The 23,835-nt window shown below is 38.4% G+C and carries 22 protein-coding genes; 11 read left to right on the top strand and 11 right to left on the bottom strand.

The window, feature by feature from the left end; all coding sequences use genetic code 11:
• Window positions 1-129: 129 nt before the first annotated feature.
• The 3 genes from TR08_RS21820 to TR08_RS21810 all read right to left on the bottom strand — a co-directional run bounded on the left by TR08_RS21820 (window position 130) and on the right by TR08_RS21810 (window position 5,508).
• Entirely contained in the window at window positions 130-1,317 is a 1,188-nt protein-coding gene (locus TR08_RS21820; protein ID WP_045521847.1) for an amidohydrolase, read from the bottom strand.
• 103 nt (window positions 1,318-1,420) lie between these two features.
• Window positions 1,421-2,857: an MFS transporter gene (locus TR08_RS21815; protein ID WP_045521846.1), complete on the bottom strand. Its 1,437-nt coding sequence runs from the start codon at window positions 2,855-2,857 to the stop codon at window positions 1,421-1,423.
• 311 nt (window positions 2,858-3,168) lie between these two features.
• Window positions 3,169-5,508, bottom strand: coding sequence for a helix-turn-helix domain-containing protein (locus tag TR08_RS21810; protein ID WP_045521857.1), 2,340 nt, complete (start codon window positions 5,506-5,508; stop codon window positions 3,169-3,171).
• Between the two features lie 483 nt (window positions 5,509-5,991).
• On the opposite strand from TR08_RS21810, the gene TR08_RS21805 reads away from it, so the two are divergent.
• Window positions 5,992-6,780 carry a LysM peptidoglycan-binding and 3D domain-containing protein gene (locus tag TR08_RS21805; protein ID WP_045521845.1) on the top strand — a complete coding sequence of 263 codons (789 nt, stop codon included), beginning with the start codon at window positions 5,992-5,994 and terminating at the stop codon, window positions 6,778-6,780.
• A 123-nt stretch (window positions 6,781-6,903) separates the two neighbouring features.
• On the opposite strand, the gene TR08_RS21800 is transcribed toward TR08_RS21805, so the two are convergent.
• Window positions 6,904-7,767: an MBL fold metallo-hydrolase gene (locus TR08_RS21800; RefSeq protein ID WP_045521844.1), complete on the bottom strand. Its 864-nt coding sequence runs from the start codon at window positions 7,765-7,767 to the stop codon at window positions 6,904-6,906.
• A gap of 343 nt (window positions 7,768-8,110) precedes the next feature.
• On the opposite strand from TR08_RS21800, the gene TR08_RS21795 reads away from it, so the two are divergent.
• On the top strand, window positions 8,111-8,518 hold the full coding sequence (locus TR08_RS21795) for a hypothetical protein (protein WP_045521843.1): 408 nt from the start codon (window positions 8,111-8,113) through the stop codon (window positions 8,516-8,518).
• Between the two features lie 65 nt (window positions 8,519-8,583).
• Here TR08_RS21795 and TR08_RS21790 read toward each other — a convergent pair whose 3' ends face one another.
• A complete protein-coding gene (locus tag TR08_RS21790) occupies window positions 8,584-9,441 on the bottom strand; it encodes a TRM11 family SAM-dependent methyltransferase (protein WP_081954600.1) in 858 nt (285 codons plus the stop codon).
• Window positions 9,442-9,853: 412 nt separating this feature from the next.
• On the opposite strand from TR08_RS21790, the gene ahpC reads away from it, so the two are divergent.
• The 5 genes from ahpC (at window position 9,854) to TR08_RS21765 (ending at window position 15,651) form a co-directional block, all read left to right on the top strand.
• Window positions 9,854-10,417, top strand: coding sequence for an alkyl hydroperoxide reductase subunit C (gene ahpC, locus TR08_RS21785; protein WP_045521841.1), 564 nt, complete (start codon window positions 9,854-9,856; stop codon window positions 10,415-10,417).
• A 12-nt stretch (window positions 10,418-10,429) separates the two neighbouring features.
• Window positions 10,430-11,959, top strand: a complete 1,530-nt coding sequence (gene ahpF / locus TR08_RS21780) for an alkyl hydroperoxide reductase subunit F (RefSeq protein WP_045521840.1) — start codon at window positions 10,430-10,432, stop codon at window positions 11,957-11,959.
• A gap of 453 nt (window positions 11,960-12,412) precedes the next feature.
• Window positions 12,413-13,948 (top strand): maltose/glucose-specific PTS transporter subunit IIC, encoded by a 1,536-nt coding sequence (locus tag TR08_RS21775; protein ID WP_045521839.1) that lies wholly within the window; start codon window positions 12,413-12,415, stop codon window positions 13,946-13,948.
• A 33-nt stretch (window positions 13,949-13,981) separates the two neighbouring features.
• Window positions 13,982-14,674 carry an N-acetylmannosamine-6-phosphate 2-epimerase gene (locus TR08_RS21770; protein WP_045521838.1) on the top strand — a complete coding sequence of 231 codons (693 nt, stop codon included), beginning with the start codon at window positions 13,982-13,984 and terminating at the stop codon, window positions 14,672-14,674.
• A 143-nt stretch (window positions 14,675-14,817) separates the two neighbouring features.
• The gene (locus TR08_RS21765; protein ID WP_045521837.1) at window positions 14,818-15,651 is read left to right on the top strand and encodes a MurR/RpiR family transcriptional regulator; all 834 of its coding nucleotides are present in this window, start codon (window positions 14,818-14,820) and stop codon (window positions 15,649-15,651) included.
• A 245-nt stretch (window positions 15,652-15,896) separates the two neighbouring features.
• Here the strand turns inward: TR08_RS21765 and hprK are convergent, their stop codons facing one another.
• From hprK to TR08_RS21750, 3 genes are all read right to left on the bottom strand, one after another.
• Window positions 15,897-16,832 (bottom strand): HPr(Ser) kinase/phosphatase, encoded by a 936-nt coding sequence (gene hprK, locus TR08_RS21760; protein ID WP_045521836.1) that lies wholly within the window; start codon window positions 16,830-16,832, stop codon window positions 15,897-15,899.
• 131 nt (window positions 16,833-16,963) lie between these two features.
• Complete coding sequence (locus TR08_RS21755; protein ID WP_045521835.1) at window positions 16,964-17,848, bottom strand: DMT family transporter; 885 nt, start codon at window positions 17,846-17,848, stop codon at window positions 16,964-16,966.
• A gap of 76 nt (window positions 17,849-17,924) precedes the next feature.
• Window positions 17,925-18,560 carry a YczE/YyaS/YitT family protein gene (locus tag TR08_RS21750; RefSeq protein WP_045521834.1) on the bottom strand — a complete coding sequence of 212 codons (636 nt, stop codon included), beginning with the start codon at window positions 18,558-18,560 and terminating at the stop codon, window positions 17,925-17,927.
• Between the two features lie 707 nt (window positions 18,561-19,267).
• On the opposite strand from TR08_RS21750, the gene TR08_RS21745 reads away from it, so the two are divergent.
• The 3 genes from TR08_RS21745 to TR08_RS31375 all read left to right on the top strand — a co-directional run bounded on the left by TR08_RS21745 (window position 19,268) and on the right by TR08_RS31375 (window position 22,036).
• Window positions 19,268-20,506 carry a saccharopine dehydrogenase family protein gene (locus TR08_RS21745; protein ID WP_045521833.1) on the top strand — a complete coding sequence of 413 codons (1,239 nt, stop codon included), beginning with the start codon at window positions 19,268-19,270 and terminating at the stop codon, window positions 20,504-20,506.
• 1 nt (window position 20,507) lies between these two features.
• Complete coding sequence (gene nspC / locus TR08_RS21740; protein ID WP_045521832.1) at window positions 20,508-21,635, top strand: carboxynorspermidine decarboxylase; 1,128 nt, start codon at window positions 20,508-20,510, stop codon at window positions 21,633-21,635.
• A gap of 203 nt (window positions 21,636-21,838) precedes the next feature.
• Window positions 21,839-22,036, top strand: coding sequence for a DUF2535 family protein (locus TR08_RS31375; protein WP_370576387.1), 198 nt, complete (start codon window positions 21,839-21,841; stop codon window positions 22,034-22,036).
• Here the strand turns inward: TR08_RS31375 and TR08_RS32155 are convergent.
• Both TR08_RS32155 and TR08_RS21735 read right to left on the bottom strand, forming a co-directional pair.
• Window positions 22,020-22,292 (bottom strand): hypothetical protein, encoded by a 273-nt coding sequence (locus TR08_RS32155; RefSeq protein ID WP_152597487.1) that lies wholly within the window; start codon window positions 22,290-22,292, stop codon window positions 22,020-22,022. The two genes, TR08_RS31375 and TR08_RS32155, sit on opposite strands and share 17 nt — an antisense overlap.
• Before the next feature lie 166 nt (window positions 22,293-22,458).
• Complete coding sequence (locus tag TR08_RS21735) at window positions 22,459-22,815, bottom strand: nucleotide excision repair endonuclease (protein ID WP_045521831.1); 357 nt, start codon at window positions 22,813-22,815, stop codon at window positions 22,459-22,461.
• A 221-nt stretch (window positions 22,816-23,036) separates the two neighbouring features.
• On the opposite strand from TR08_RS21735, the gene TR08_RS21730 reads away from it, so the two are divergent.
• Window positions 23,037-23,252, top strand: coding sequence for a hypothetical protein (locus TR08_RS21730; RefSeq protein WP_045521830.1), 216 nt, complete (start codon window positions 23,037-23,039; stop codon window positions 23,250-23,252).
• Window positions 23,253-23,348: 96 nt separating this feature from the next.
• Here the strand turns inward: TR08_RS21730 and gloA2 are convergent, their stop codons facing one another.
• On the bottom strand, window positions 23,349-23,735 hold the full coding sequence (gene gloA2 / locus TR08_RS21725; protein ID WP_045521829.1) for an SMU1112c/YaeR family gloxylase I-like metalloprotein: 387 nt from the start codon (window positions 23,733-23,735) through the stop codon (window positions 23,349-23,351).
• Window positions 23,736-23,835: the final 100 nt, after the last annotated feature.

The following is a 23,835-nucleotide window of genomic DNA, read 5'->3' as shown; positions in this document are numbered from 1 at the left end:
AAACTCGGTTGTAGCTTGCAGTCCCCAGTATGAAAGGAGACGCTGCTATTGACCGAGTTTTCTAAGTATTACTTCTTATTTATTCCTCATAAAAAGGATGGTGCAAAGTTGCTACAATCCTTTTTTCTTTTAGTTTAATTCATAATAACTGCAAACAACCTGACCAACCGCTTTGGCAGCCACTAGGAGTGCATCTTCATCGATATCAAATTTTGGATGATGATTGAAGTAAGGTTTTTCTACCCCTTTTGGCGTACATGCGATATAAAAGAAGCAAGCAGGGAATTTTTCAGCATAATAAGCAAAGTCTTCGGAAGGAGACAATGCAGGAAATTCTTTCACTTCTTTTATATCTTGATCATTCATGCTTCGTAAACTTTCTGCAACCTTTGCTGTAAGCTCAGGGTTATTGTATAAAGGTGGATAATCTGGAGTATACGTAAGCTCACAGGTTACGCCAAATTCTTCTTCAATTCCTCTTACAATCCGTTTAACTTCTTTCTCAATCGTTTCTTTTGTTTCTACAGTCATATAGCGAATATCGCCTTCAAGTTCAACGCTGTCCTTGATCACGTTGAATGTACCTTTTCCATCAAAAGATCCGATCGTAATAACACCCACATCGAAAGGACTTAATCTCCGGCTAACGATGGTTTGAGCAGCCGTAACAAAATGTGCCGCAGCCACAATGGCATCGTTCGCTAGATGCGGAGAGGAACCGTGTCCTCCTCTTCCTTGAACCTTCAATTTCATGTATGCTCGTCCATTGAAGGAAAACCCAGCATGATAACCTACTGTTCCCGCAGGTCCCATTGGCAACAAATGAATGCCATATACCGCATCTAAATCATCAATCAACCCAGACTCGACAATACTTTTTGCTCCACCTGGCGGAACTTCCTCGGCATGTTGATGAATGATTTTGATCGTACCTGGAATGGAGTCTTTTAATTGGATTAAGCAATCAGCTAAAACTAACATGTAAGCCGTATGTCCATCATGTCCACACGCATGCATGACTCCATCATTTTTTGATTTAAATGGTACATCCGTTTCTTCTACAATGGGAAGGGCATCAAAATCAGCGCGTAGCCCAATTGTTTTTCCGGGTTTTCCACCTTTAATCGTTACGACAATGCCATAACCATTCCCAACATTCGTTTGAATGTCAACATCTTTCCCTTTATAAAAATCCGTAATATACTGAGCCGTTTTCTCCTCTTTAAATGATACCTCAGGATTTTCATGTAAATGGCGGCGGATTTTAATGATTTCTTCTTTTCGTGACTCTAGCATGCTCAATAATTCGCTTTTCATATTTTCGTCTCCCCTTTTGATGGCAAAGAATATATACTTCCATTCTCTGCCGTATGATAAAAATGGGCTGAATTCGACTTAATCGATACTTGATCTCTTTTAATTAGTGACTTCCAGTTGGTGTTGGTGTTGGTGTACGTCTGGTTTTTGTCGATGGAGCCTCTGAAGGTTTTCCTGCATCCTTAGGAACCATGACAATAATCGAAAGAATAGAAAGTATCCCAAAAATAACGTTTACGATAATCCCTACTGATGCAGCCGTCGCTACACTTCCAGCTGCTGCAACTGAACTATACACCGTTGCTGAAATGGCAACACCGATTGCACTACCGAGTGAACTTGCCATTTTATAGACCCCTGCTGCTTCACCCACTTTATTGGATGGTGCATTGGATACAGATGTATCTGTAGATGGTGTTGCATATACCCCAAGTCCAAGACCGAATAAGACAAACCCTATGAATACTACAACGGTATAAGTAAAATCAGGCAAGAAGGTTAAACCCATAATGGCTACACCAACCGTAGTGATAATAGCGCCCCAGACCATTGGTAATTTCGCACCTACTCTTTGCAGGATTTTCTCTCCGACACGAATCATGGCGAGCACCACTACTAAGTATCCAATGGATAGCATCCCTGATTGAAATGCTGTGAATCCTCGACCTACTTGAACATACGTATTTGCAACAACGAGCGTTCCGGCTATCGCGTTTAACAAAAAGTTAGAGTATGTGGCACCAGCGTAAGGTTTATTTTTAAATAAAGAGAAATCAATCAGGGCGATCTTTTTCCTTTTTTCAACTTTGAAGAAGACAAAAGCTCCAATAATGGTAACAATGGCAGAGATGATGGAAGTTGGGCTTGTCCAGCCTAAGTCGCCACCGAAAGTAATAAAAACGTTTAATGCGATCATGGTGACGATAAAGATCGCTAAACCACTATAATCGAATTTAAACTTCCCGGTTCCTTCTGCTTTGCTTTCAGGTGTATCTTTAATCAGCCACATGGCAAGAAGAGCAAAGATAATAGAGAAGATAAAGATCCATCTCCATCCCATATACGTTGCAATGGCACCACCTGCAAACGAACATACCCCTGAACCGCCCCAAGATCCAATGGACCAGTAACTAAGAGCACGTTGTCTGTCTTTTCCATCAAAGTAAGCTTTCATTAGGGCAATCGTTGCTGGCATAATACAAGCTGCGGAAAGTCCTTGAATGATACGTCCGATAATTAACAATGTCGATCCTTGCGCTAATACTAGGCAAAGAGAACCGATAACGCTTAAAATTAATCCAAGATAGGTAATTTTTTTGCGACCAATTTTATCTGCGATCCCTCCAGCAGCTACGATAAACATTCCGGAGAATAAAGCTGTTAAGCTGATGGCTATATTCAATGTCCCAGATGTAATCCCCAAATCTTTTTGAACGGCCGGGACCACATTGACCATTGCTTGTGCAAAAAGCCAAAATGTGATAACCCCGAACACAATCCCTGTGATCATCTTATCTGTACCTTTATAACTTGTCTCCATGATTTGCCTCCTATATTTTAATAGGTCCTTGATATAGTTAGAATGCTTCTAACCGAATAACATTAGTCAAAAGCACTCGCCATAATAAAACTCAGGAACCCTTTGTTGTGTTTCTATACGATAATTATAAGAATAAACTTATTGTTAAGAGAGTCATATTTGATGCAAATCAATCAGACAATATGTAAATTTATTAACCTGCTGTTTGTTGAGGTAAAAATTATACGGTTGATTTTTACCCTTACAACGAATAAAAGGTCCGACCCACCGCCTCCAAAGTTTAGGAGTAATGGGGTCAGACCCTTTTGGTATTATCTATAGGTTTTCCGGATATCAAAAAAGTGAATCGCATTACTGGTTAGATAGGTATAAAATGACCAATCCTCTTCAATCGATTCGTCAAAAATCTCTAAAGAAGGTCTGCTGGAATTGATAATATAATCAATCATTTCAGCATCCATGCCATGCTTACTGTTTAAACTCCACCATTTTGTATACAATGCTCCATGATTTTTATCAAACACGTGCTTGCGTATTTGATATTCCCCTTTCGGCATTCCAGAAATCGTTACGTGAATTTCCTTATTGAGTTTTTGAAGAAATGTCTCTTCAACAGAAAAATATGGATTGATGATCGTACTATTCATCAGAATCAATTGATATCCCCGCTCATTCTGTGTCATCACGTAATCCTTGCCATGTGCAACAATCTCACCATGCAGACGTTTTAAAAACATCAACGCAAAATAAGCAGGGCGTTTTCCGTTTAAATAGTGGAATAATTCGACGCCATCCATCCGATAACGCTTATCTTTTCCTACTTCTTCATGGACGATGGTATTGATCCAGAGAGCAACTGTTTTCACGTCATTGGCAATATCTAAAACATTTTTCAAGACTAATGCTCCTCGAAAAAAAGTTCCGTTCGTATACCGGGTATTGCCAGACAACGTGTTCCATGATACGAGATGAAGGGGTTTTTCTAAATGGTTGCTTTTTAAATACCGCTTCATCTTATCCGTTTTTTCCTTAATATAATCCTTTGCTAAATCGAATTTGGTATCCGCCATTTCTTTAAAATCAATGACCTCATTTTGGTTAGCGTTATAACCGATAAAATCAATAGACGCTCCATGTTCAAGCTGCCATGCATGATGATCACTTGCCTTTTCTTTGCCGAACGAAAAAGGCATATATACACCTACCTGAATCGAAGGGATTATCGTTTTCAATACTTTGTGCAGCTTTAAATAAACCCTCTGAAGTTCTTTTGCTTCGACTCCAGTGTAATAAGGTTCGTAAAACATCACATGCCATTGTTTCACAAACGATTCTCCGTACAGCTGCAAGCAATGTTTGATGAACTGAGAGAGCTTTATAAAGTATGATTCTTCATTTCGAGAGATATCCATATAATCGGACCGGACAAACAAAGATAAATCATGCTGATTCATGAATTCCAATGCACTATCAATAGTAAAATACGGAGAAGTTGTCGGAATCTCTTCATCTGTTTCCACCTCTGGAGGGATGGCTGTATTGCTAAAAAGATGACGAACTCCGATATAACGTAACTGCAAATCCCTTTTCACGTCGAGTACCTGAGATCGTACATCTTCCTTTAATAATTCAATAATTTCTCCAATTTCAAGAATGTGATCAGGACAATTTAAATTCATTGTCACAGGTTGGGACAGATTTAACGGCAGCTTTTCATACCTTGTCTCAATATGGGAATAAGATTTTTGATCATCTAAAATCATGCTGCTTAATTTTGCTACAATTTCAGGTGAGCGGATAAAATCTGAAGCATCTTCCTTGCTATAGCTTTGAACGGAATCTTCTTTTTTTACATAATGTTTGTCTCGATATACATGCGGGGTCACACCATACACTTCTTTAAAAAAGGTTGAAAATGACTTTGTATTGGGAAAGCCATTATTCATAGCGATTTGCGAAATCGAGTCAGTCGTGTAAAGCAAATCCTTCATACTATGCGTAAGCCTGATATTCATTAAAAAACGACTAAATCCCATTCCCGTTTTCTGTTTAAAATATCGGGACAGATAGCCTGTAGACAGGAAAAATTCCTTTGCAATCCCCTCTAATGTAATCATCTGGTCATAGTTTTTTTCCATATAGTCAATGATTTGCGATAAACGAAGATCGCCAGTATCCATTTTCTCTAGGACACTTCCTTCTTCTTTAAAACCTCGAATCAGGATAAGTAACATTTGACAGATATAACTTTTAACCTCAATTCGATAGCTTTCATCTTGTCGATAATAACTAATCATCACATTGGCCAGCAGCTTACGAATCGAAAGAATCATGTCCTCTCTTCCCAAATCAATTTCTCTTGAATAGCATTCAAATCGCCGATTTCGATAGTCTGCGTAATGAAAATCCATGAAGGCATCCGAAATGGTTAATAGCATGACCCTATTATTTTCACTACCCTGAACCTGGTAAAGCTGATTACGATTAATCACAAGCAAATCCTTTTCTTCCAAATGATAAAAACGACTAGACGTTTCTATTTTCAATTCACCATTTATGACAAGGATAAATTGGATCCCTTTATTTACCCTTGGAACGAGTAAATCAATATGTTGAAATGATAGTTGAAAATCTGACAATGGATCGTTCAATCCAGTCACCCCTAACCTCTTATTGTCCGATAAAGCGAATGCCCCAAAAAGCCGCAAATGATATCGCAGTTTCATTAAAAATTATAATAACTCTTTTGATACGATTAAAGAAAGAGGGAGTCAGGCACTGTTTAAATAGGGTGGTACCTGTTTATCCTATTTAACAGTCCCTTGCTACTTTCAAAAGTATGGGTATCGCTGATAATTCATAGATCGGTTAGAGAGTTCCACTCTAAAGGTTTCATTCATTCTATCAATTTCTTCTTTTTTAATAATGTGCATAGTGAATCTCCTAACTTTAGGATAATACTTTACAGTTTAAAAAGTTTCATTGATTTCTGATTACTAGATTATTTCAGAAATATTATCGCAATATAAATGCCACGGATGTAAACGAATTAACACCTACTTGTTCTTTTTCTCAGAAAATTCTATGTTACGATTATTAAAAATTAGCAACCAAAGAACATGGAGGGTAAAAGAATGCTTAAGAAAATTATATCAATTTTAGCAGTTGCTGTACTCTCAGTAACTGTAAGTGCTAATGTACAAGCTGCAAGTATTACTGTACAAAAAGGGGATACCCTTTGGGCCTTATCTCGCGCAAACAACATGTCATTAGAAAATTTCCAAAAGTTAAATAATCTTACGTCAGACCTTATTCACCCTGGGGATGTACTTACCGTCGCTCCTGAAATACGTTATACGGTTATAAAAGGTGACACATTATGGGACATAGCCATGAATCATCAGGTAACAGTATCACAACTTAAGGAATGGAATCAATTACATACTGATCTCATCCATCCTGGATTAAATCTATTAATCTTTGAAGGTTTAAAAACTACTAATATTGTTTTATCAGAACAACCAAAACAGCCTGTAGCACCAGCTCCAACTGAAAGTGCGCCCGATGCAGAAGCTCCTGCTCCAACTGAAAGTGCACCTGCAGTAGAAGCTGCGGCACCTAGTAATACAAGTTCAAAGGAAATTATAGTGGAAGCAACAGCCTATACAGCTTCATGTGAAGGCTGCTCAGGTATTACGGCTACTGGAATTAACCTATTAGAAAACCCAAATCAAAAGGTCATTTCAGTTGACCCATCTGTTATACCGCTGGGAAGTAAAGTTTATGTTGAAGGCTATGGCGAAGCAATTGCTGGAGATACCGGTGGAGCCATTAAAGGAAATAAAATTGATGTCTTTATTCCTTCTAAACAAGATGCCATCAATTTTGGTAGAAAACAATTAAAGGTAACCATATTAAACTAACATCTCTAAAAAACAAAACACTGCAAAACCTTTACTAAAGGGTTGCAGTGTTTTTTGTATCCAGTTTCCTCACGCTGTTGGATTTTTTCCCTATTTCAGTTCCGGATGATACAGTCATAATATCTATTCCGTTTTTACGGTATCAATTTTTTGATTACCACTTATAAAGTTTTGGATATACTCAAGTTCCTCTTCATTTGGTATTGTCTTTCGTATTTCTTTAAATCTGGTAACAGCTTTATCAAGAATAACCTCTTTACCCACGATTTCCCCGATACTAGTTAAATCATCTAAAAATCCCCACATTTCTTCGTGCGTTTTTGGATTTTGATGCCCAGTCACATAGTAATTTACATCGTATTTTTTTATTTTATCTAATAGGATAATGAGTTCGTCCTTGTCATAGCTCCATTCACCGCTATAAAAGTCCTGATATATGCAATCTCCAAGAAACATTACTTTTTCATCAGGAATATAAATAATGGAGGAATCCTGTGCATGTACCCCTCCAACATGCTCAACAACACAGGTTACACCACCCAAATCAATTTCGATCTTATTATTAAATGTCATATCCGGCACCTTCAACTCCAAATGATCCCGGATAGGCATTTCACGTTTTATCATTTCACTACAAAACTCAATTTCTTCACCAGTCTCAACTCGTGCATCTAATGAAGCATCATCCCATTTTAGAGTTTTTAAATATTCCAATTTCTTCTTCGTTTCATCGTGACTAATCGTTAATAAGCCCATCGTTTTGATACCAAAAATATGATCCCAGTGCCAATGTGTAATGACAACAAATTTCACCGGCGGTATATCCATTTTCTTCACTAGATTGAGAAAATCCCTTGCATGTGCAGGTGAATTCCCTGAATCAACGATCAAGCTAAAGGTATCCCCACAAATTAAACCTAATGCGGGACGATCAGTTTCTGAATAATGAGGCATATAATACACTCTATTTGCTAGCTTTTTTAGCATTTAAATCCCTTCTCTCATGTTTTTATAAGTATTAAAGAAAAAAGTCTGCCTTAACTAGTATAGGCAGACTTTACTCTATTTCAATCATATTACTCTACTTAGAAAACTTCTTATCGTGTTATATATTCATTTTTAGATAGATAATCCAAAATCATTACGTTGGCTTGAATCTCATCAAAATCTTTATCTTTTGTGTACTCAATATTCCTCTTCTTTTTTTCACTATGGGCACAATCCTTATAAAACTAATTCATTAATTTCCATGACCTATGTCAAGGAAATTAATGAATTGATATCTTAAACTAAAATTGCAAACATACATATAAAAAGGAGACTGAATAGCATGAAAAAACTTGGATTATTTTTATTAGCGGGTGCGTTAACATTAGGCTTAGCTGCTTGCGGAGGTTCAAATGAAGTAGCGAAGACATCAGACGGTAGTGAAGAAACCACTGCCCAAGCGACATCAGGATCAGATCTAGAGGAGTTTACTATCACTGCAACGAACTGGGAGTTCGCTTCAGATAAAGAGTTGACCATTAAAAAAGGAGCAAAAGTTAAACTTAAATTGGTTAATGAAGAAGGAATGCACACGATTGGCAACGATGATTTAGGAATTGAGCTTAAAGCGGATGCCCCAGCAGAATTTACAGCAGAAACAACAGGCGAGTATGATTTAATCTGTTCAACTGTTTGTGGCGCTACGGATGACCATGAAGCAATGAAAATATCACTAAAAATAATAGACTAAGTATTTTAACCAACATTGAGCTAACAAAAACCACCTTCATGAGAAAGGTGGTTTCTTTAGCATAATCACTTACAAACAATCACTTCACGGGAAAATACCCCTTTTTTCGCAATCGCCCTGTCAACAATATCAAATCCTGCCTTGATGAGGATTTCATCGATGGGTTCAACGGTTACGACTACAACTTTTTTCGCAATCCCGCGCGCACTTTGGAGCATTTCGAGCTGCTCTTCTGGTGATATCACAGAGCATAAATTATAGGGTAAATCGATTATAGCTACATCGTAATGATTGGTGATATCACGCATATCTATAAACTTCACTTCACACGAAAGCCCAAAGTGTGCGATGTTCTCTCTTGTTCCCGCGAGAATGAGAGGGTTATTATCGCTCCCCACGATATCAATCCCCATCGATAGAGCTTCAACCAATACGGTGCCAATTCCGCAGCATGGATCAATAACCTTTATCCCTGTTGGGTCCGGGATGGCGATATTCACCACCGCTCTCGCCACACGTGTGCTCAGCGCAGTGGAGTAACTATGCGGCTTCTGCTGATGGCGAAACCAAACAGATTCACTTTTCATATAGTCACCGAAAACCCATCTTCTGTTTACATTCATCACCGCAAACAAGCGCTGCGGGTTACGAATATCCGCAACACCATTAATCTCCAATCCAACTTCTCGCTCAATCGAACGTCGGTTCTCGAATGTTTCCTCGGCACTGGCATTTTTCACAAACATCACTTTAAACGTCTCACCGACTTTTAAAGTAGAGACTTGTTTGAGAAGTTCTTGAAGGCTTACCCCTTCAAAAATAACCGTAATTCTTTCCTTTATAAATGGACTTCTGCTGGGATCTATTTTTAAAGGGCTTTCCAAAATATTCGTTTGCGATTCAGCCCCAAACAATGAGCGCATTTCCAGTTCGCGCAACGAGCGTTCATCCTCATAACTGGCGTAGGTATATATATAGGTAGTTACGTTTGTATTACGATCCAAATATTTTCATCCTTTATATTTATCAATTTCTACTACACTTCAAGAGATATTACTATTATGATTCAATCCTTGGACTTCTTTCGAGTAAATTTACAAAATAACCGTCCGTACCTCAAATGACCAATCCAATAATACCTCCATCAAGTCTACCTTTGCAAATCAGCTTTCCAGTATTACCTTAACGTATTTTAAAAAAATAGAAATCATTCTTGTTGACAACATAGTAGATTTTATATGATAATAAACATTGTATTAGAATTATTCTAATTTAGTTATTACTATTTGTTGTGAACAATTCTCACAACCAACAAATTTTAGGAGGAAATAGATTATGTCATTAATTGGAAAAGAAGTATCAGCATTCAGAGCAAAAGCTTATTTTAACGGAGATTTTATCGATGTTAGTGAAGCAAACTTTAAAGGTAAATGGAGTGTCGTTTGCTTTTACCCAGCAGATTTCACATTCGTATGCCCTACTGAATTAGAAGACTTACAAAACCAATACGCAACACTAAAAGATCTTGGTGTAGAAGTATATTCCGTTTCTACTGATACTCACTTTACACACAAAGCATGGCACGATAATTCAGAAACAATCGGCAAAATTGAATATATTATGATTGGCGACCCATCTCAAAAGCTAACTCGCATCTTTGATGTACTTGACGAAGAAGAAGGTCTTGCACAACGCGGAACTTTCATCATCGATCCAGAGGGCGTTGTACAAGCGATGGAAATCAATGCAGACGGTATCGGCCGTGATGCAAGCACACTTGTTAACAAAATTAAAGCAGCACAATATGTTCGCAACAATCCGGGTGAAGTTTGCCCAGCTAAATGGCAAGAAGGTGCTGCAACACTTAAGCCAAGCCTTGACCTAGTAGGAAAAATTTAAGGAGTAGATAAAATGTTACTAGATGCAGATATAAAAGCACAGTTATCCCAGTATCTTCAACTGATGGAAGGCGATATCCTTCTTAAAGTCAGCGCAGGAACCGATGACGTATCTCGCGACATGTTACTTTTGATAGATGAATTGGCTACCATGTCCTCCAACATTAAGGTTGAAAAAACAGAACTAGAGAAAACACCTGGCTTTAGTGTAAACCGTATCGGTGAAGACACGGGCGTAACCTTTGCTGGTATTCCTCTAGGACATGAATTTACTTCACTAGTGTTGGCTCTCTTGCAGGTTAGCGGAAGAGCTCCAAAAGTTGATCAAAAGGTAATCGATCAAATTAAAGCGATTAAAGGTGAGTATCACTTTGAATCTTACATCAGCCTGACTTGCCACAACTGTCCTGATGTCGTACAAGCCCTAAACGTAATGAGCATTCTCAACCCTGGTATTTCACATACCATGATTGACGGAGCAGCTTACAAAGAAGAAGTTGAAAGTAAGAACATCATGGCCGTACCAACGGTTTTCCTAAATGGGGAAAATTTTGGCGGCGGCCGCATGTCCATTGAAGAAATCCTTGCTAAAATGGGTTCTGGTACAGATGCATCAGAGCTTTCTGATAAGGAACCATTCGATGTGCTTGTAGTTGGCGGCGGCCCAGCTGGTGCAAGTGCAGCTGTCTATGCAGCTCGTAAAGGCATTCGTACGGGTATTGTCGCTGAACGCTTTGGCGGTCAGGTTATGGATACCATGGGGATCGAGAACTTTATTGGTACAAAATATACAGAAGGTCCTAAAGTCGCAGCAAGTCTTGAAGAACATGTCAAAGAATATGACATTGATGTAATGAATCTTCAACGTGCAAATCGTTTAGAAAAGAAGGACTTCGTAGAGGTTGAACTCGAGAACGGTGCGGTTCTAAAGAGTAAAACGGTCATCCTTTCAACAGGTGCTCGCTGGCGGAATGTTGGTGTCCCAGGCGAAGCGGAGTTCAAGAACAAAGGTGTAGCATACTGCCCACATTGTGATGGTCCATTGTTTGCAGGAAAACGGGTAGCCGTTATTGGCGGCGGGAATTCCGGCATTGAAGCTGCAATTGATCTTGCAGGAATCGTAAAACATGTAACAGTTCTTGAGTTTGCAGCTGAGTTAAAAGCTGATTCAGTGCTTCAAGACCGTCTTTACAGCCTGCCTAATGTAACGGTTATTAAGAATGCTCAAACAAAAGAAATTACCGGTACTGACAAGGTAAATGGTATTTCCTACATGGATCGAGAAACTGAAGAAGTTAAGCATATTGAATTAGAAGGTATTTTCGTTCAAATCGGTCTTGTTCCAAACACCGACTGGTTAGGTGAAGGTATTGAACGTACTCGCATGGGAGAAATCGTTGTAGATAAGCATGGCGCAACGAGCATCCCGGGCGTATTTGCTGCCGGAGACTGTACAGATAGTGCATATAAGCAGATCATTATTTCGATGGGATCAGGAGCAACTGCAGCATTAGGTGCATTCGATTATCTAATTCGAAATTAATGAACAGACATGAGTAGTACGTACTGTTGATAATCTCCATTTTATACAAAACACTGCAAAACCTTTATCTACTAAGGGGTTGCAGTGTTTTTTGCAGCGAAAAAATAGTCTTCTCACCTATTTAAGCAGGTTTGGCGCAGTCACAATGATTGAAGAGGAAAGCCAATTTTTCGATCTCTTTTCATAGCCCCCCTTTTGTTTTATTTTTTAGATTCGGTCATTAGCCGAATCTATATTTTGTTCCAATGAAGCACGAGAACCGTCCCCTTGCTTCCCAGTTTACATAGCCCCCCCAAAAAACTACTTCATGAAAACATTTTCATTACTTAGGGAACGTTAATGAAAACATTTGAAAACGAATCCAACTCCATTGTGTAATCAGGAGGTGAGTTTATATAATACGAGTGTAAGAAAACATACTCTTAGAACATTACAACATGGGAGGTCAATTAGATGAAAAAGGCTTTTGAAAAGGCCCAGCAATTTGGTAAATCATTTATGCTTCCAATTGCGGTTTTACCCGCAGCTGGTTTGTTATTAGGAATCGGCGGTGCGTTGTCTAATCCGAATACGGTTGCAGCCTATCCATTTTTAGATATCGCATGGCTTCAAGCTATATTTACAATTATGAGTGCGGCAGGGAATATTGTCTTTGCAAACTTACCAATCATCTTTGCGGTTGGTGTGGCGGTTGGTTTAGCTCGTTCGGATAAAGGGACGGCTGGATTAGCTGCGATGATCGGTTATTTTGTTATGAATAGTACCATCAATGCCTTACTTGCATTAACAGGAGAATTGGCTACTGATAATTTAGCAGGTGCAGGTCAGGGGATGGCCGTTGGGATTCAAACATTAGAAACCGGTGTATTTGGTGGGATCGTGGTTGGGATTGTGGCCGCTTTTCTACACAATAAATACAATAAAATTGAATTGCCTCAAGTATTAGGGTTCTTTGGAGGATCTCGATTTATTCCAATCGTAGTTTCCTTTACATCCATTTTTATAGGTGCCATCCTTTTTGTCATCTGGCCTTATTTCCAGCTTTTAATTAATCAACTTGGATCGATTGTAACCAGTACAGGGGAAATCGGAACCCTTTTCTACGGATTTATTTTACGGATGCTTGGACCTTTGGGCTTGCATCATATCTTTTACCTTCCATTTTGGCAAACCGCTCTTGGTGGGACGATGGAGATTGGCGGTAAATTAATTGCCGGTACGCAAAATATTTTCTTTGCCCAATTGGGAGACCCTTCTACCACACAATATTACGAAGGTGTATCAAGATTTATGTCAGGGCGCTTTATTACAATGATGTTTGGTTTACCAGGTGCAGCATTAGCAATTTATCATTGTTCTAAAAAGAAAAATAGAAAAGTTGTTGCCGGAATTCTGCTTTCAGCAGCGTTAACTTCCTTTTTAACAGGAATTACTGAACCGCTTGAATTTAGTTTCTTATTCATAGCACCATTTCTCTATTTCATACATGCCGTATTTGATGGATTTGCTTTTATGATGGCAGATATATTCAATATTACCGTTGGACAAACCTTCTCAGGTGGATTTATTGATTTCATCTTATTTGGAGTTCTGCAAGGCGTCGATAAAACGAATTGGCCTTATGTGATACTCGTAGGGATTCCGTGGTTCTTCTTATACTATTTCACATTTAAATTCTTTATTAAGAAAAAGAATTACAAGGTTCTTGGACGTGAAGACGATGAGAATCAGGTTTCAGAACAAGTTTCAGCTACAGACCGTGCGAAAACAATTGTTGAAGGATTAGGCGGAGCGAATAATATAGAGGTTGTCGATTGCTGTGCCACTCGTCTTCGTGTAACCATTAAGGATGAAGCTTTGGTTCAGGACGAAGTAATCAAACAGACGGGCTCAAAAGGAATGGTCAAAAAAGGAAAAGGCGTCCAGATTATTTACGGACCGCAAGTAACCATAGTGAAAAACGAAGTGGAAGAGTATTTAGGCGAGTAAGTGAAAGATTTCAACATAAGGACGTGTTTCGAAATGCATCAAGTGTTAGCACAGATTAAAGGCGGATTAATTGTTTCCTGTCAGGCGCTAGAGGGGGAACCGTTACACAATTCGTTCATTATGGGACGAATGGCGGTAGCGGCAAAAGAAGGCGGAGCAGTTGGAATTCGTGCCAATTCCGTTCCTGACATCATCGAAATTAAAAAACAAGTAGAATTACCACTCATCGGAATCATTAAACAAGTATACGGAGACAACCCCGTCTTCATTACACCAACGATGAAAGAAATCGATGCCTTAGCAGCAACTGGTGCAGAAATCATTGCGACGGATGCGACTAATCGAATTCGGCCAGAGGGCAGTGACTTAGTGACATTTTATAATGAAGTTCGGTCAAAATATCCTCACCTTCTATTGATGGCAGACGTCTCTTCAGTGGAAGAAGCTATTTTTGCGGATGAATTGGGCTTTGATATTGTCGCACCAACATTATATGGCTATACAGAAGAAACACACGGCTTGAAAATAGATGATCATGAGTATGAAGTCATTAAACAAATGGTCAAAGTAGTGAAAAGAGCAAAGGTTCTGGCAGAAGGCAATGTTACGACCCCAGAAATTGCCCGGTCCGTGTTAGATAGTCATGTTCATGCAGTTGTTGTAGGCGGAGCGATTACAAGACCACAGATCATTACAAAAAGATTTGTAGAAGCATTACAAAAGTAAAAATTGGTGAAAATAACTCAGGCAGTCGCTTGAGTTATTTTTTACATGGTGCTGTACTAGCACAGCTTATATTCGGTAAAAATAGGTGAAAGTCCGAAACGTCAATAAGAAACGAATGGATTATCCTGAAAGAGGAGAAAAATATGGAATATCTTGGTGAGAATCTGATTCATGGGATTACAGTGAATATGGAGTTATTTACGAGTACGGAGGCAGAATTAGCAAAATATATAATAGAAAATACGGATGAAGTCAGTCAGTTATCGATTAGTCAAATCGCAAAAAAACTTCATATTTCGGCAGCAACGATTACACGTTTTTGCCAAAAGATTTCTTTTTCAGGATTTAATGAATTTAGGCATGAATTAAAACGGTATGTCGACTTAAGAAATAAACCTACTACGACAAGTGATATCAAAGAGATTGATTATTTTTCTAAACTGTATCAAAACCATTTGGAGATTATCGAAACGACCTTTCGAAAAATCACGTATCCGGATATTCAACAAGCCGTTTCCCTTCTAACCCATGCGAAGAAGGTCCATGTTTATGGAATAGGCAACTCTGGGATTGCAGCCCAAGAGTTTAAATGGAAGTTCTTTCGAATTGGAGTAAATGTGGATTCGATTACGGACCCGCATCAAGCAGTGATAGATGCCTCCTTATCAACAGAGAATAGTTTAGTCATTGGGATCTCGGTATCGGGAAAAACGAAAGAAATCATACATGCCGTCAAAATTGCCAAGAAACAAGATGCGACCATTCTTGCGATAACAAGTGAAAAAACATCAGAACTCTCCCAGTTAGCAGATTTAACGCTTTTAGTTATGAGTAAAAAGAATATGCACATGGCTCAGAATATTTCACCTACCCTACCACTCTTCCTGCTTTACGATCTACTATACACAGAACTTGTTGCTAAAGATTATATCAATCGAATTCAAATTCGAGAAAAAACATTGAAGGCGTTAGAATGAATTCCCCAAAAAGGCTTAAGAACAACCTCAAACTTCGGTGGTGCCTGTCACCGAGAATCCACACACCGGCTGGTTAGGAGCTACGAACAAGTATTGAAGGATGCTTTAAATCAGACCCATGAACTGACACTGATCGATGTTATCCAAAAATAGAATTTCCTTTGCAAAAAAGGAAAAGGAGAAAACATTTTCATCCACTTAAAAATGCTTTCTCCTTAATTTATAGAAAGGCAAATTTTTTGCAATTAATCCATATCAGATTTCAAAATATCAGCCTCAACCCTGCTCATGAACTCTTCTACTGCGCTGTATCCTTGCTGCTTTAAATACCAGTTATTCGCTGCTGCCTCTATTAGCCCTGCCACATCACGTCCAGGCTGAAGTTGGATTTCCATTGAGGGAATTTTAACACCCATATAGTCGGTATAATGATATTCCTGTTCTAAATCATTATATAAGGCATCATTTTCCCACTTCGTTAAATGAATATCTAGAGAAATTCGGGTTTCATCCTGAAAAGCCTTACGACCGTATAAGCGGACCACATTTAACAATCCAATACTGCGGAGAGCCAAAAATTCCTTGCATTTCCCATCATGAGTTCCCAGAATGGTTTGCGTACTTAGCTTCTTAAGGACAACGATATCATCCGAGACCAGCCGGTGTCCGCGGCGAATTAATGTGTGCGCCGTCTCGCTTTTGCCTACCCCTGAACTTCCCCGAAGTAAAATACCAATGCCAGAAACATTCATACAAACTCCGTGAACAGCCATTTCTGGTGCTAGCTCCTTTATCAAAAACGCATCCAATTTAGTGATAAACTCTGAAGTTGTCTCAGGCTGGTTTGTTACTAACAAGGGGATACCCTGCTCTGTACAATGGTGAATTAAATAGGTAAGTCCTTCTTCACCAGCCGTTACGATAAAACATGGCGGATGATAGTGAACAATATTTCCGATTCGAATTTTACGTTCCTCTCTACTTAACTTATGTAAGTAGGTAATTTCCTTTTTTCCTAGAATTTGAACTTGTTCTGTTGGAAAAAAGTCAAAATGGCCCACAAATTCCAAGCCCGGACGATGCACCCGTGATTGCGTAATGATCTTCTGCAGGCGGCTTTCCCCAGCCAGTACTTTCAATGAAAACTTTTGAACCAAGTTTTCTACTGTTACTTTTTTCAACCTATATTCACGTCCTATTGCCTTTTAAATAAAATTATACTTAAATTTATTGAAAACGTCATCATTTAAGTAATGTTTCCTAAAGAGGCTGGATTTAATGTGAATGCTTTATCATTGGATAAAAACTCTTGTTAATTAGATCGGCTTTTCAGCCTTTTTCGTTGATACGTTGATAGTACTACTCCTCCCACTATAAAGAGTGATCCTAAAATTTCAGCTCCAGTTATTGGTTTGTATAGCAATATCAATCCCATGATCATGGCTACAAAAGGTTCTAAATTAGATAATATTGAAGCCTTTGAAGCATCAACATGTCTAATATTGTTATTCCAAATCAATGTTGCTATACCGTGCACAACAACGGCAGTTCCAATCAGAAAAGCCCAATCAGACATTTTAGAGCTTATTTGTAAGGGAGTGTCTAGTAAAAAAGCAAAAGGAATCGACACAATCAAGCCTACAACATTTGAATATAAAGTAATGGTAAGTGGGTCTACTCTATGAGAAAGAAGCCTCGTCATGATAATCATAATGGCGAATGTTATCATCGTTATGACAATCCATAATAGACCTTTATCGATATGCAAAGAAGATAAATTGCCTTTTGCTACAACAAAATAAATACCTATGATTGCTACAATAGACCCCATTAACATACGAATTGTTAATTTTTCTTTTAAAAAAATGGCAGCTAATACGCTAGTTAAAATAGGGGTAGTTGCCAAAATTAATGCTGATGTTGTTGGATCCGCTGTTTGTAATCCTATAAAAAAAGACCATTGGTTTATAAATACACCAATAACCCCTAGAAAAAATACCGCGAGTAAATCTGATTTATTAACTCGTTTAAAGTGTTTTTTGTTTAAGGATAATCCAATTAAAAATAGTACAATAAACAAAAGTCTTAGCATGGTTAACAGAGCTGGGGAAAAATCTTGGACTAACATCTTTCCAAATACAAAATTACTTCCCCACACCATGACACAAAATGTTAGCAAAGCATATGCTTTTAACATATTTATCACCCTTCCTACACCAAAATGCTAACTGTCCTATTTTTAAACAAAGAAAGAGTATAGGAAGGTTAGCTGATTATGCTGCCAGTTTTCGGTGTTCTTTTTTAACAAGTAAATACTTTAGTAGTGTTTTACATTGCGGTAAGGAAAAGCCTACAATCGGACCCAGGAATAAGGCAATCATCACCGACCCAACACCAACTGGGCCTCCTAATGCCCAACCTAGAATGAGTACGAGTACTTCCATTCCATTACGAACCCATTGTATACTCCATCCGGTTTTGTCTACAATCATGATCATAATACTATCTCGTGGTCCAGAACCCAATTCAGCCGAAACATAGAGTCCAACTCCATAACCCATTAGAATAACTCCTAAAATAAAGAATAATACGGCTCCTATTAAACTATCGATACTTGGCAATAGCCACAAAAAGAAATCTATGAATAAACCAAGTAACAGCATATTTAAAAACGCACCTATTTTAGGTAATTTTTTCGTTACAATGGAGGCAGCGGTCAGCAATAGAAATCCTATAATGATGGACCATGTGCCAATCGTTAGCCCCAGATGCAGAAACATCCCGTAATGAAACACATCCCAGGGACCTGCTCCTAATAACTTTCCTTCAATCGTTAAGGCAGCACCCAACCCTAAAACGACCAGTCCAAAAACAAAAAAAGACCAGCGAAGAATCCATTCTTTTCTCATCATTTCCCCTCTAATCTCGAAACTTTAACTAGACCACTATACCATACCAATATAACGGAAACTATGAAAATTAAATGGAAATCCCCCTAGAGCTCTCTGCAGGCGGGTCGCCAAATCAATAATAAATGAAATTCTGCCTGTTTATTAGATGGAGACCTGATTCATTGAAACCGGTCTCTTTTCATCTAATTATTTATGAAATTTTTATTAAATTTCCTATTGCGCCTATTTTTATATTCTGATAATATAAAATAGCGTTATTGGAAAGCTATTATTCAAGAAATCTTCGAGTCTTTCCAGCAGATAATTTTGACCACTCCCTTTTGGAAGTTAAGGCCATACGGACAGCCGGGTCAAATGCCGATTGGCAACCTTTAGTTGCCTTATTGATTGAGTTAAAAGCTCAAATTTTATAAGTTGGTTACTTTACAACCAGTGCAGATGCACACAACTTGTGAAACGGTCAATAAGAGTAGTAAAAGTAATTATTTGCTATATAGACTCTGAACCTATGAAGATATATTTTGAATATTATAGAGCTTCCTTACATAATGTCCTAGGACTTTTATGCTAGATGTATACTTTTTTATGGTATACGTATGCTTTTTTAATATTGATGATATCCAAAACAAGTGTTGTGCGCAATTATGCGTTTTTGCACTTGTTTTTTTTGTTGAAAAAAATCAATTATGTTAGGAGATACGAAAATGGGAAAAGCACTTATTATTGGCGCCGGGGGCGTGGCATCAGTTGCAGTTCATAAATGTGTTCAAAACAGTGACGTATTTGAAGAAATTTGTATCGCAAGCCGTACAAAATCAAAATGCGATGATTTAAAAGCAAAATTAGATGGTACTAGCAAAACAAAAATTACTACCGCTCAAGTGGATGCAGACAATGTAGATGAGTTAATTGCCTTAATCAATGAAGTAAAACCAGATATCGTAATGAACTTAGCACTGCCATATCAGGATTTAACCATCATGGATGCGTGTTTAGCAACAAAAACTCACTATATGGATACTGCAAACTACGAGCCAGAAGATACTGCTAAATTTGAATACAAATGGCAATGGGACTACAAAGAGCGCTTTGAAAAAGCTGGAATTACTGCTCTTTTAGGCAGCGGCTTTGACCCAGGTGTAACAGGAGTATTCTCTGCTTATGCACTAAAGCATTATTTTGATGAAATTGAATATATCGACATTCTTGACTGTAATGGCGGCGATCATGGCTATCCTTTCGCAACCAATTTCAATCCAGAAATCAATATCCGCGAAGTTTCTGCGAACGGACGTTATTGGGAAAATGGTGAATGGGTAGAAACTGAGCCTATGGAAATCAAGCGTGTTTATGACTTCGCTGAAGTGGGCGAAAAAGATATGTATTTGCTATACCACGAAGAGCTTGAATCTCTTGCGGTTAACATGCCAGGACTTAAGCGCATCCGTTTCTTCATGACATTTGGCCAAAGCTATATTACGCACCTAAAGGCGCTTGAAAATGTAGGAATGACTTCGATTGAACCAATCGAATTTGAAGGAAAACAAATCATTCCACTTCAGTTCTTAAAGGCGGTCTTACCAGATCCAGCATCACTTGGACCACGTACAGTTGGAAAAACAAACATCGGTTGTATTTTCCAAGGTAAAAAAGACGGAAAACCAGTTTCCTATTATGTCTACAATATTTGTGACCACCAAGAATGCTACCGAGAAGTTGGTTCTCAAGCCATTTCTTATACAACAGGTGTGCCGGCAATGATTGGCGCAGCGATGGTCATGACTGGAAAATGGAATAAACCAGGCGTTTTCAATATTGAGGAATTCGATCCAGATCCATTCATGGAGGAATTAAACAAATGGGGCCTTCCATGGGTAGAAGACTTCAATCCTGTTCTTGTTGATGAGCCAGTGAAAGAAAAAGAGTTGGAGCTTGTTCGATAACATGCGGTTCGAGGAATTACCAACCCCATGTTATGTAGTCGATGAAGCCCTTATCGAAAAAAATCTAAAAATCCTGAACGGAGTCATGAAGCGTACAGGAGCTAAGATTGTTTTAGCCCAAAAAGCATTTTCGATGACAACCATGTATCCGCTCATCGGTGAGTATTTAAGCGGTACAACCGCAAGCGGCTTATACGAGGCACGTCTCGGTTACGAGGAAATGGGCAAAGAAAATCATGTCTTTGCCCCAGCCTATCGTGAAGATGAAATCGACGAAATTGTATCTATTTGCGATCATATTATTTTTAATTCTTTTTCACAGTTGGAAAAATTTAAAGAGAAAGCTCTTCAAGCAGGCAGGAAAGTGGGCTTGCGGATTAATCCTGAATGCTCCACACAAATCGGGCATGCCATCTATGATCCTTGTTCACCAGGTTCTAGATTCGGTGTAACTTTAAAGCACTTTCGTCCGGACTTGCTAGACGGTGTTTCAGGGCTGCATTTCCACACCCTTTGTCAGCAAAACTCTGACGACTTAGAAACCACTCTGAATGCTGTGGAAGAAAAGTTTGGCCAGTGGCTCCCGCAAATGGAATGGATCAACTTTGGCGGCGGCCATCATATTACAAGAGAAGATTATGATATCCCGCGACTAGAAAACTGTATTAAGAAAATGCAGGATCAATATGGTTTAGAAGTATATCTCGAGCCAGGAGAAGCCATTGCTCTCAATGCAGGATATTTGGTTACGTCTGTACTTGACCTGCATCAAAACGGAATGGAGATTGCGATTCTTGACACTTCAGCAACCTGCCATATGCCTGATGTTTTAGAAATGCCTTATCGTCCTCCTCTTTTTGGATCAGGGGAAGCAGCAGAAAAGCCATTTACGTATCGACTTGGCGGGCAAACTTGCCTGACAGGAGATGTCATCGGTGATTATTCTTTTGATCAGCCATTAAAAAGCGGTGATAGATTAGTTTTCGGTGATATGGCGATCTATACAATGGTCAAAAACACCACTTTTAACGGCATGCCATTACCGGCCATCGCTGTTCAAGATAAAGATGGAGATTGTAAGGTCGTGCATCAATTTGGCTATCAAGACTTTAAAATGAGACTAGCTTAACCATTTAAAAGCCAGATTCTGAAATAGGAATCTGGTTTTTTATAAAAGAAAAAAAATCTGAATTATTTATGAACACCTAATTTTCAAATAGGCTTTGTAAAAGTTATTAGGTTATAATAGTAAACAAACTGGTAAAAGAAGATGATACTTTGTTATGTAAGAGCCTAGAGTTCAAAAATGCGGTTGGCCAGAAGATTAAAGTCATGGATATCCCTGTATTAGCAAAAAACAATCGATACTTTTTTTTAGTACAAGTTCGATTACAGCGCTTTATTTCCCTTCTCTATGATCAAACGCAAGAAAAAAACTGCCATTCCTTCCGTGAACATCTGAAACGAAAAATGAGTTGGCCTGACTTCAAGGATTTATACAGAATTCAAAATTTTAAAAATAACGCATAATTACCAAAACCGGTATCCAGTAGCAATGTGCTGCTGGATTTTTTTTCATTTTTTGGTAGCGTCCGCTGATTGTTACCCAATCTCTAAGTCTCCTTATTTTTCGGTAACAATCCGCCCCTGATTGATGGCGAAACCAAACGGATCCACTTTTTACATAGTCACCCAAAACCCATCTTCCATTTATATTCATGACCGCAAACAATCGCTGCGGCTGCCGAATATCGGCGACACCATCTATATTTAAGGTACTTCTCAAGCAATCCGTTTTGAAGTATCAAGTTGGTGAAGAAATTAAATTAACTAAAGAGGATTTTGTATTACTATCCGCGGTTTTTTTTTGCTGAAATTATAAGTAAATACATATAAAAGGCAATAGGCACAGTCATTTATTGACTGTACCTATTGCCTTCAATCATCGGTTTTTATCTAAAAAACACTTTGTCTATATTGTACTTCGACTTTGATTCATTAATGATAAACGTTTCATAAATTTCTCTATGTGTTGGATCTTCAATCACACAAACCTCAATTTTAGTAACTTCATCTCTGTGGTTTTTGATTGGAGACACGGTGTCCTCAAAATGTTTTTTGATTCTAGGTCGCAATTTCCTTGCTTTACCTACAAACAATAACTCATCGTTCTTGTTATAAAACATGAAGATACCACCCTTCTCACGAGTGATAAGATGAAAATCAGTAAAACCATAAATATTACTTAGCTCAGGTTTGTCCTGTTTGGTAATCGTAACATCTGGTTTTGGAACGGTTATATTGATCACGCAAGCTCACTTCCTCTTTCTACAATGCTTTAAATACTATCACAAATCCTCATATATTACTATCTCCTGAAAATCAATCATTTAATCTAACTACTGACAATCCCATATTTAAGTGCCTTTCTCCCTTTTTGAAGAAGGGATTCTTCGTTTTTTAAGTGATAAGTAGCCTTAATGAAATGCTTTTGCATATAGTAGAAAAAAGTCCTTTTAAGGTGGTGTTCATGATAACCAGTATCCAGGAAGTGACTGACGTCCTCTCCAGTCTTAATCATAGGCTAGCCAAAAAGTGGCTGTGCAACGACCTCATCAAAAAAACCATCGCAACAAGTTATGATTATTGGTTAGAAGATACCAATATCCCTATGACCTTAAAAGAATTTGTGTTACAGTATCTCGACCATGCAGAGTATCTGGGTGAATTGTTTGCTGACGAGTAACAACCCCATTCCGACAAATCCTGGCTTGGACTCCCATGTAAAAATAAATTGAAAGGGGTGAATCTGGTGATTCACCCCTTTCAATAAGGACAGGTATTAACATTCATAAAGTTCAATAGGTAAGCCATCTGGATCAGCAAAGAAGGTAAATTTCTTTTCGGTCCAGGGGTCTACCCGAATATCTTCAACTTCCACTTGCATTAGTGCTAAATGGCGAACTGCCTCTTCAATATTATCGACTTCAAACGCCAAATGCCTTAAACCCGCAGACTCCGGATAATTGACTCGTGCTGGTGGGTTTGGAAAGGAAAACAACTCAATTTGGTATTGGCCATTCACCTCAAGATCAAGTTTATAAGAATCTCTTTCCTCACGACACACTTCCCTTATAGGAGTAAGCCCTAAAATCCGCACATAAAAGTCTTTTGATACTTCATAGTTAGAACAAATAACCGCTATGTGGTGTATTTTGTTTAAATTCATTTACTATATCTCACTTCTTTCACAAGTAAATACATCTTTTTAGCAAACCTAAGAACACTTAGGAAACCATACCCTATGATCTTTCAACCTCTTCTTTGTC

The sequence above is a fragment of the Neobacillus niacini genome, from assembly GCF_000759675.1.
In the GTDB taxonomy this organism is placed as follows: Bacteria; Bacillota; Bacilli; order Bacillales; family Cytobacillaceae; genus Neobacillus; species Neobacillus niacini_A.
The sequence above is the reverse complement of the archived record's forward strand: the minus strand, read 5'-3'. Positions and strand labels throughout refer to the sequence as shown.

What these genes read in the sequence shown, in the direction of transcription:
- TR08_RS21820 (WP_045521847.1), bottom strand. Translation starts at nt 1,317, where the DNA reads ATGAAAAGCGAATTATTGAGCATGCTAGAGTCACGAAAAGAAGAAATC.
- TR08_RS21815 (WP_045521846.1), bottom strand. Translation starts at nt 2,857, where the DNA reads ATGGAGACAAGTTATAAAGGTACAGATAAGATGATCACAGGGATTGTG.
- TR08_RS21805 (WP_045521845.1), top strand. Translation starts at nt 5,992, where the DNA reads ATGCTTAAGAAAATTATATCAATTTTAGCAGTTGCTGTACTCTCAGTA.
- TR08_RS21800 (WP_045521844.1), bottom strand. Translation starts at nt 7,767, where the DNA reads ATGCTAAAAAAGCTAGCAAATAGAGTGTATTATATGCCTCATTATTCA.
- TR08_RS21795 (WP_045521843.1), top strand. Translation starts at nt 8,111, where the DNA reads ATGAAAAAACTTGGATTATTTTTATTAGCGGGTGCGTTAACATTAGGC.
- TR08_RS21790 (WP_081954600.1), bottom strand. Translation starts at nt 9,441, where the DNA reads ATGCGCTCATTGTTTGGGGCTGAATCGCAAACGAATATTTTGGAAAGC.
- ahpC (WP_045521841.1), top strand. Translation starts at nt 9,854, where the DNA reads ATGTCATTAATTGGAAAAGAAGTATCAGCATTCAGAGCAAAAGCTTAT.
- ahpF (WP_045521840.1), top strand. Translation starts at nt 10,430, where the DNA reads ATGTTACTAGATGCAGATATAAAAGCACAGTTATCCCAGTATCTTCAA.
- TR08_RS21775 (WP_045521839.1), top strand. Translation starts at nt 12,413, where the DNA reads ATGAAAAAGGCTTTTGAAAAGGCCCAGCAATTTGGTAAATCATTTATG.
- TR08_RS21770 (WP_045521838.1), top strand. Translation starts at nt 13,982, where the DNA reads ATGCATCAAGTGTTAGCACAGATTAAAGGCGGATTAATTGTTTCCTGT.
- TR08_RS21765 (WP_045521837.1), top strand. Translation starts at nt 14,818, where the DNA reads ATGGAATATCTTGGTGAGAATCTGATTCATGGGATTACAGTGAATATG.
- TR08_RS21755 (WP_045521835.1), bottom strand. Translation starts at nt 17,848, where the DNA reads ATGTTAAAAGCATATGCTTTGCTAACATTTTGTGTCATGGTGTGGGGA.
- TR08_RS21750 (WP_045521834.1), bottom strand. Translation starts at nt 18,560, where the DNA reads ATGAGAAAAGAATGGATTCTTCGCTGGTCTTTTTTTGTTTTTGGACTG.
- TR08_RS21745 (WP_045521833.1), top strand. Translation starts at nt 19,268, where the DNA reads ATGGGAAAAGCACTTATTATTGGCGCCGGGGGCGTGGCATCAGTTGCA.
- nspC (WP_045521832.1), top strand. Translation starts at nt 20,508, where the DNA reads ATGCGGTTCGAGGAATTACCAACCCCATGTTATGTAGTCGATGAAGCC.
- TR08_RS31375 (WP_370576387.1), top strand. Translation starts at nt 21,839, where the DNA reads ATGGATATCCCTGTATTAGCAAAAAACAATCGATACTTTTTTTTAGTA.
- TR08_RS21730 (WP_045521830.1), top strand. Translation starts at nt 23,037, where the DNA reads ATGATAACCAGTATCCAGGAAGTGACTGACGTCCTCTCCAGTCTTAAT.
- gloA2 (WP_045521829.1), bottom strand. Translation starts at nt 23,735, where the DNA reads ATGAATTTAAACAAAATACACCACATAGCGGTTATTTGTTCTAACTAT.